Here is a 7940-nt window from a genome sequence, read left to right on the forward strand (position 1 = left end):
GCCGGCGAGGGCGGCGAGCACCCCCACCAGGTGCGGATAGGAGTCGGCCGGCGCGTACGCCAAGACGATGTCGTCGTCACCGAGCCGCAGTTCGTCGCCGAGCGCGGCCGCGGCGCGGGCGAGCGCGTCGTGATCCAGCAGGGCCGCCTTGGGCGCGTCCTCGGCGCCGGAGGTGAGCGCGACCCAGGCCAGACCGGTGCCGGCTTCGTCCCAGTCGGGCGCCGCGGCGGAGTGCGCGGCGATCTCCCGCTCGTCCTGGTCGAGCAGGACGACCTCGTGCTCGCCCTGCGGCCGCTCCGCCGTCGCCGTGACCAGCAGGGCGGGCCGCAGCTCGGTCGACAAGGCCGCGAGGTCGAGCGCGCGGCGGCCGGCGTCCAACGGCGCGGCGGCGGCACCGGCCTTCCACACGGCCACAAGCGCGGTCAGCGCAGCCGCGGCGTCCGCCAGGCACACCGCCACGACGGCGTCGGAGGTGACCCCGCGGGCCCGCAGATGCCGGGCCAGCCGGTTGGCGCCGGCCTCCAGCGCGGACCAGGTCAGCTCCCCGGCGCGCCCCGTCACGGCGATCGCGTCCGGTCGGCGCGCCGCGTTGCGGGCACACAGGTCCAACACCGTCGGCGACGCGCCGGTCGCCGTGTCGACGGCGAACGCGGCGATCTCGCCCGACGTCAGCATCGGCAACTGCCCCAGCCTGCGGTCCGGATCCCCGGCAAGCTCGCCCAGCAGCACGGCGAGATGCCCGAGCAGGCGCTCGGCCATCGCGTCGGACAGCCACTCGCAGTCGTACATCGCCCGCAGCAGCGGCCGCTCCCCGGGAACGACGGCCAGGGTGAGCGGAAAGCTGGTCCGGGTGAAGTACTCCGGGTCCGCCACCTCCAGATCGGCGAAGCGCTCCCACAGCACCGACGGGTCGAGCGCGTTCTGCACCACCTGCACCGTCTCGAACAACTCGGTGCCGTGCGGTACATCACTCCACTCCTGGATCCGGGTGAGCGGTACGTGCTCGTGCTCGCGCGCCGCGGCCAGCGCCTGTTGGAGATCGGACAACCAGTCGCCCACGCGCGCCGTCGGATCGACCTGTACCCGGGTGGGCAGCGTGTTGACGAACAGCCCCACCATGTCCTCGGAGCCCGCCAACTCGGCCGGGCGGCCCGAGGAGACGGAACCGAACACCGCTTCCGACGTGCCGGAGTAGCGAGAGAGCAGCAGGGCCCACGCCGCCTGGACGAGCGTGCCCAGGGTGAGCCGCCGCTCCTTCGCGGCGACCGCCAACGCGGCCGTGGCATCCTCGCCCAGCTCGACCGCCCGCACGTGCTGCGCGGCCGCGGCCGAGCCGGGCCGCGAGTCCGGCAACAGCGCGGTGGGGCCGGCGACGCCCTTCAACTCGTGCCGCCAGTGCGCCTCCGCCCGGTCCGGGTCCTTGCCGCGCAGCCAGTCGACGTAGTCGCGGAAGGGCCGAACCGGAGGCAGTTCGAGCGGCAGCCCCTCGCGCAGCGCGGTGTACGCGGCGGCGACCTCGCGCAGCACGACACCGGTGGACCACCCGTCGAGCACGAGGTGGTGGACGCTGACGACGAAGCGGTGGCGATCCTCGCCCAGACGAGCGAGGTGGAACCGCATCAGCGGGGGATCGGTGAGGTCGAAGCCGCGCTCGCGATCCTCCTGCAGCAGCCGCTGCTCCCGCTCGCGTATCGCCCGCTCGTCCAGCCCGGTCCAGTCCAGCGGGGTGAACCGCACCGGGGCGTTGCGGTGAACCAGTTGCAGTGGCTTGTCCAGCCGCTCCCAGGCGAACGAGCTTCGCAGGATCGTGTGCCGGTCGACGACGGCCTGCCACGCCGAGCGCAGCGCGGTCGCGTCCAGATCGCCGATGTAGGTGTGCGCGAGCTGCTGCATGTACATCGCGCCGTCGGGATTGCGCAGGGTATGGAAGAGCAAGCCCTCCTGCATGGGGGAGAGGGCGTGCACGTCTTCGGTGTCATGGAGACTCATGCCGGGTCCTTAATGGGTTTCGGACTGTCCACCGAACAGCACTTCGAGATCCGCGTTGCTCACGTCCTGCCATGGCGCGTCAGTACCGCTTCCGCGGCCCGGCGCACCGCTGCGTCCGAGCTCGCGCAGCGCCGCCGCCACCCGCTCGTTCGCGTGCTCCACCACGCCGGGGTCGTAGCGCCCGGCGTCGAACCACCAATCCAGACAAAGCCGTCCCCGATGCACGTAGGCCCGCAGTTCCAAGCCGTGCGTCAGGCACGCCGGCACGGACCGCGCCGACACATGGGCCCCGGCCACGCGGCGCAGCGGCCCCGCGTCCAGCTCCGCCACCGCGTCATAGGTGACGGTGCCCAGATAGGTCACCAAAAGATCGGAGACCGGAAGATGGGCCAACCGCGCCGCGGAAGGGGCGTGCAGCGCCCGCAACACGCCGTAGCCCAGGCCCTCGCCCGGAGTCGAACGCAGCGCCCGGCGGGCCGAGGCGACCGCCCCGGTCACGCCCTTGCGGCCGACGTCGACGCGCACCGGGTGCAGCGTGGTGCACGTACCCATCGTCCGGCTCAGATCCGTCCCCGGAGGCGACGCGGCGCGTCCTTGGCCCTCGACGTCGACCACGACCGCCTCCGCCCCGGTGATCCGCGCGACCACATCGGCGACCGCGCCCACCAGGAACTCGTTCAACCCACCCCGCTGTGCACGCTGGAGCCGGGTCAAGGCGGACACCGCGTGCTCGTCCAACTCCGCCGCGACCAGCCGTACATCCGCCGCCGCGGGCATCGCGGCCATCGCGGCCGCCGGCGCGCCGACCGTCGGCAGACTCGTCGCGGCGGCTCGGCCCAACTCGTCCGACCAGTGGTCGAGTTCGGCCAGCACCCCCCGATCGGCGACCAGAGCCGCCAACCACGCGGCCCAGGCCGACCACGGCGTTCCGACGGTCGCGAGTTCCGGTGCCTCACCGCGTCCGATGCGATCGCACGCCGCGGACAAGTCCTCCAACAGGATGCGTTCGGACGCGTTGTCCACGCAGAAGTGATGCATCACCAGGACGAGACGACGAGGCCCCGCGCCCTGCGGTTCGAGGACGGCGGCACGCACCAGGGGACCGTCGAGTCGGCCCAGACCGGCGCCCAGATCGGCGACGGCGCTCGCCACCGCCGTCTCGGTCGCCGGCACCACGAGCACCGCGACCTCGATCCCGGACTCACCGGCCGGGGCGATCCGCTGCCGCGGGATACGCTCGCCCGACTCCAACCGCAGCCGCAGCGACTCGTGGTGGCCCACGACCGCCTCGACGGCCTCGATCACCACCCGCGTCGACACCTGGGGCGCGATCTCCAACACGAGCGGGACCACGAACCCGCCCAGGCGCGCCCCGGCCCGCTCGGTCACCCACCACTGAGTGGGGGTGAGCGGCGGGAACTCCTCCGCACCCGCCGCCGGGCCCGAGACCGCCGCGCCGTCGCCGTGCTCCACCGCCCGGGCCAGGGCCGTCACCGTCTGGTGGCGAAAGACATCCTGCGGACTCATCCGACAACCGGCCCGGGTGGCCCGCGACGCGGCCTGCACCGCGACCACGGAATCCCCGCCCAGGTCGAAGAAGTTGTCGTGCGGACCGACCTCGGGAACGCCGAGCAGTTCGGCCCAGATGGCGGCCACGGTGCGCACCGCCGTGTCCGCGACGGCATCCGAGCCGATGCCGTCGCGCACCCGCGCCCCGTCGCCGGACACGGGCGCGGTCACCGTCGCACCGTCGACCTCGCAGCGCCCCGCGGGCGCCGCGCCGTCCGCGACCGGCAGCGGCGCGATCCAGTGCTCGACGCGCCGGAACGGATACCCGGGCAGCGACACCCGGTTCGCGGGCCGCCCGGTGGGCTCCACGCCCAGGTCCGACTGCACGCCGGCCGCCCACAAAGCGCCCAGGCCCAACAGGAACGTCTCGTGATCGTCACGCGGTTCCTCGGGGTGGCGCACCAGCCGCACCGCCCGGTGCGCCTTCGACCACGCCGGACCGCGCCGCGCGAACGTGGTGAGGGTACGCCCCGGACCGCACTCGATCAGGACCCGGCCGGGTTCGGCCAACGCCGCGGACACCACGTCGCCGAAGCGCACCGGCAGCCGGATCTGCCGAGCCCAACAGGCCGGATCCACGGCCTCCTCGTCGCTCATCCACGTACCCGTGACGCCGGACAGCAGCGGGATGCGCGGCGGGCTCGGTTTCACCTCGGCGATGCGCTGACCGAAAACCTCGGCGGCCTCCGCGAGCGCCTCGGTGTGGAACGCGTGCGCCGTGTGCAACCGGCGCACCGTCACGCCGCGCTCGTCGAGCCGCCCCGCCAATCGCTCGGCCGCCGCGGCCGGCCCGGCGACCACACACGAGCCGGGACCGTTGACGGCCGCGATCTCCAAACCCGTGCCCTCGACGGCCTCGGCCGCGGCCTCCTCCGACAATCCGACGCCCAGCATGCTGCCGGCGGGCGCGCCGTGCATCAGCCGGCCACGTTCGGCGATCACCCGCAGGGCGTCCTCCGGGGCGAACACCCCCGCCACACACGCCGCCGCGAACTCGCCCACACTGTGGCCGGCGACCGCGCCCGGCTCGACACCCCGGTCGAGCAGATGACACGCGAGCGCGTACTCCACCGAGAACAACGCGGCCTGGGCGACGTCGGTGCGCCGCAACGCCTCGGCGTCGGTGCCCAGACAGGCCGCCTCGACATCCACGCCCAGCAGGTCCGACAACCCCTGGGCGCACCACTGGAAGTGAGCCCGATACCCGGCGTCGGCGCGGAACAGCCCCCGGGTCATCCCCGGGTACTGGGCGCCCTGCCCCGGCATGAGGAACACCACCGACGGCGACTCCCCGAGCACGACGTCCGCGTGCGAGGACGGATGACCGGCGGTGCGCAGCACATCGGCGGCCCCCGCGACCGACGCGGCGACCACGACGCGACGATGCGGCTGCGGGTGGCGGCCGTCGGCCAACGTCGCGCGGACGGCCTCCAGATCACCAACGTCACCGCGCCCCAGCCGCTCGGCCAACCGCGCGCAGGACAACGCGAGTTCGTCCTCGCCCCGCGCGCTGACGGACAACACGCGCGGACCCTCGGCGGGCTCGGCGGCCGGCCGGGGCGGGGCCTCCTCCACGACCACGTGCGCGTTGGTGCCGCCCACCCCCAGGGCGCTGACCCCCGCCCGCAGCGGCGTCGGCGCCGTCCACGGGGCCAGGGCGTCCTGCACGGTGAACGACGTGTTCGCCAGCTCCAGTTCCGGATTGGGCCGCGTGTAGTGCAAGGTCGCCGGCAACTCGCGGTGCTCCAGCGCGAGCACGGTCTTGATCAGCCCCGCGAGTCCGGCGGCCACCTCCAGGTGACCGATGTTCGACTTCACCGAACCGATCGCACAGCGCTGCGCCCGCTCACCGCCGAACACCGCGTCGAGCGCCGCCAGTTCGATGGGGTCACCCAACGCGGTGCCGGTACCGTGGGCCTCGACGTAACTGACGTCGGAGGGAGAGAGACCGGCCACCGCGAGCGCCTCGGCGATCACCTGGGACTGACCGTCCACACTGGGCGCGGTGAACCCCATCTTGCGGGAACCGTCGTTGTTGATCGCCGAGCCCCGCACGACCGCCCGAACGGGATCCCCGTCGGCGAGGGCATGCGCCAACGGCTTGAGCAGCACGGCGCCCCCACCGCTGCCGAACACCGTGCCCTGGGCGCGTTCGTCGAAGGGCCGGCACCTGCCGTCCGGCGACATGATCGCCCCCTGGTCGTACAGGTATCCCGCCCGATGGGGTATGCGAATCGACACCCCGCCGGCCAGGGCCAGATCGCATTCGCCCGACAGCAGGCTCTGGCAGGCCAGATGAACCGCGACCAGACCACTGGAACAGGCGGTCTGCACGCCGAGCGCCGGCCCCCGCAGATCGAGGCCGTAGGCCACGCGGGTGGCGATGAAGTTGGCGTCGTTGCCCCCGACCAACTGGACCAGGTCCAGGCCCAACCCGCCGCCCATCAGCGTTCTGGTGTCCCGCCGCGACAGCAGGTTGTACAGCAGGTACGAGCTGATGGACGACGTACCGAAGACGCCCACGGCCCCCTCGTAGCGGAACGGGTCGTAGCCACCGTCCTCCAACGCGTGCCAGCACAGTTGCAGGAACAGCCGCTGTTGCGGATCCATCGTGCGCGCGGCCTGCGGGGTGAAGCCGAAGAACTCGGCGTCGAACTCGGCCACGCCCTCCACGGGCGCTGCGCGCCGCACGTAGGAGGGATCGGCGAGCAACTCCGCCGGCACCCCCTCGGCGGCCAGGACGTCGTCGGTGACGTCGACGATGCTCTCCGTACCGCTGCGCAGATTGGCCCAGAACTCGTCCAGGTCCCGCGCACCCGGGAAGCGGCCGGCCATGCCGATGATCGCGATGCCGTCGGATTCGACGTCCGCGGACACCGCCGGGTCCGCGCCCTCGCGCGTGTTGCCGCTCACCGATTCCTCCGCTGCTGGGTACGGGCCGAAAGTCGGGCCTGCGCGCGGGCCTGCGCCCGAGCCACGGCCGGGGGCGGGGTCTGCGGCTCGGGTTCGCCGCCCAACTCGCCGACGATGCGGTCTTCGAGTTCGCCCAGGCTGATGCCCTGCAGCAGCCGGGCGACGGCCACCACGACCCCGAAGTCCGCCAGGACGGCGTTCTTGGTCTTGACCGCCATCAGGGAGTCCAGTCCCAGCCGGGTCAGGGCGGTGCGACGGCTGAGGTCGGCGCCCCGATAGCCCAGGATCTGCCCGATCCGCTCGCGCAGCCGCTCGGCCACCACCTCGCGCAGTCGCTCGGGAGGCAGTGCGCGCAGCGCCTGGGGATCCGTCCCGAGGTCGTCGGCCGAACGGACCGCGTCGACGATCGGCCGGAAGAACGACGATCGGGTCGTCTCCGGCACGGTGCGCACCAGCGCCTCGGGATCGAGCCGCATGGCGGCCGCGCCGCGCACCCCCCGGCCGATCAACTCGGCCAGGGCGGCCATGCCTTCGGGCGGCGGCATCATCGGAAACGCGTCGTGGGTCAGGTCACGGGCCCGGCCGATCTGCGCCCAGCCGCCCCAGTTGACGCTCAGCGCCGGCAGGCCGCGGGCGGCCCGCCATTCGGCGAGCGAGTCGACGAAGGCGTTGGCCGACGCGTAGTTCGCCTGGCCGGCCCCGCCGATGAGGGAGGCGATGGACGAATAGCAGACCCACCAGTCGAGCGCGGTGTCCCGGGTCGCCCGGTGCAGTCGCCACGCACCCGCGGCCTTGGGCCGCCACACCCGGTTCAACCGATCCGCGTCGAGATCGGCCACCAGGCAGTCGTCGAGGGTCATCGCCGAATGCACCACCCCCGACAGCGGGTAGCCGCCGGCCGCCACCTGGGCGACCAGGTGCTCGGCCGTGCCGGGTTCGGCGATGTCCCCGCGCACCACCAGCACGTGCGCCCCGGACGCGCGCATGTGCTCGATGGCGGCGAGCGCCTGGGGATCGGGCGCGGAGCGGGCGTTGAGCACCACGCAGCCCGCGCCCTCGGCGGCGAGCCGGCCCGCGGTGTACAGCCCCACCCCGCTCAACCCCCCGGTGACGATGTATCCGCCGCCGGGCCGGACCATCGGCCGAGGGGCGGGGTGCGGTCGGGCAGCGGCGCGGGTGAGCCGGGCGACCCGGCGGGTGTCGCCGCGCCACGCGACCTCGTCGTCCTGCCCGGCGGTCAGTTCGGCCGGCAGGTACGCGCCGTCGTGGCCCTCGGGATCGAGGTCGATCAGCGTCGTGCGCAGCGCGGGGTGTTCCAGCACCAGGGTTCGCGCCAGGCCGCGAACTCCCGCCTGGGCGAGGTCGGGTACCTCGTCGGGTGCCAGCGAGCGGGCCCCGCGGGTGACCAGCCACAGGCGCGGGAGCCGGCCGCCCGCACCGACCGGCGCGGCCGCCAGTTCGGCCGCGAC

Annotated in this window: 3 protein-coding genes; all 3 read right to left on the reverse strand. The window is 73.6% G+C overall.

Annotation, left to right across the window (positions count from 1 at the left end; genetic code table 11):
* A partial coding sequence (locus tag GT354_RS16050) for a condensation domain-containing protein (RefSeq protein WP_161356993.1) occupies window positions 1-1989 on the reverse strand: 1989 nt, incomplete at its 3' end.
* Window positions 1990-1998: 9 nt separating this feature from the next.
* Window positions 1999-6471, reverse strand: a complete 4473-nt coding sequence (locus GT354_RS56505) for a type I polyketide synthase (RefSeq protein ID WP_161356994.1) — start codon at window positions 6469-6471, stop codon at window positions 1999-2001.
* A partial coding sequence (locus tag GT354_RS16060) for a beta-ketoacyl reductase (RefSeq protein WP_161356995.1) occupies window positions 6468-7940 on the reverse strand: 1473 nt, incomplete at its 5' end. The genes GT354_RS16060 and GT354_RS56505, both read right to left, overlap by 4 nt.

Origin of the sequence: Streptomyces sp. SID3343 (assembly GCF_009865215.1) — a bacterium.
In the GTDB taxonomy this organism is placed as follows: domain Bacteria; phylum Actinomycetota; class Actinomycetes; order Streptomycetales; family Streptomycetaceae; genus Embleya.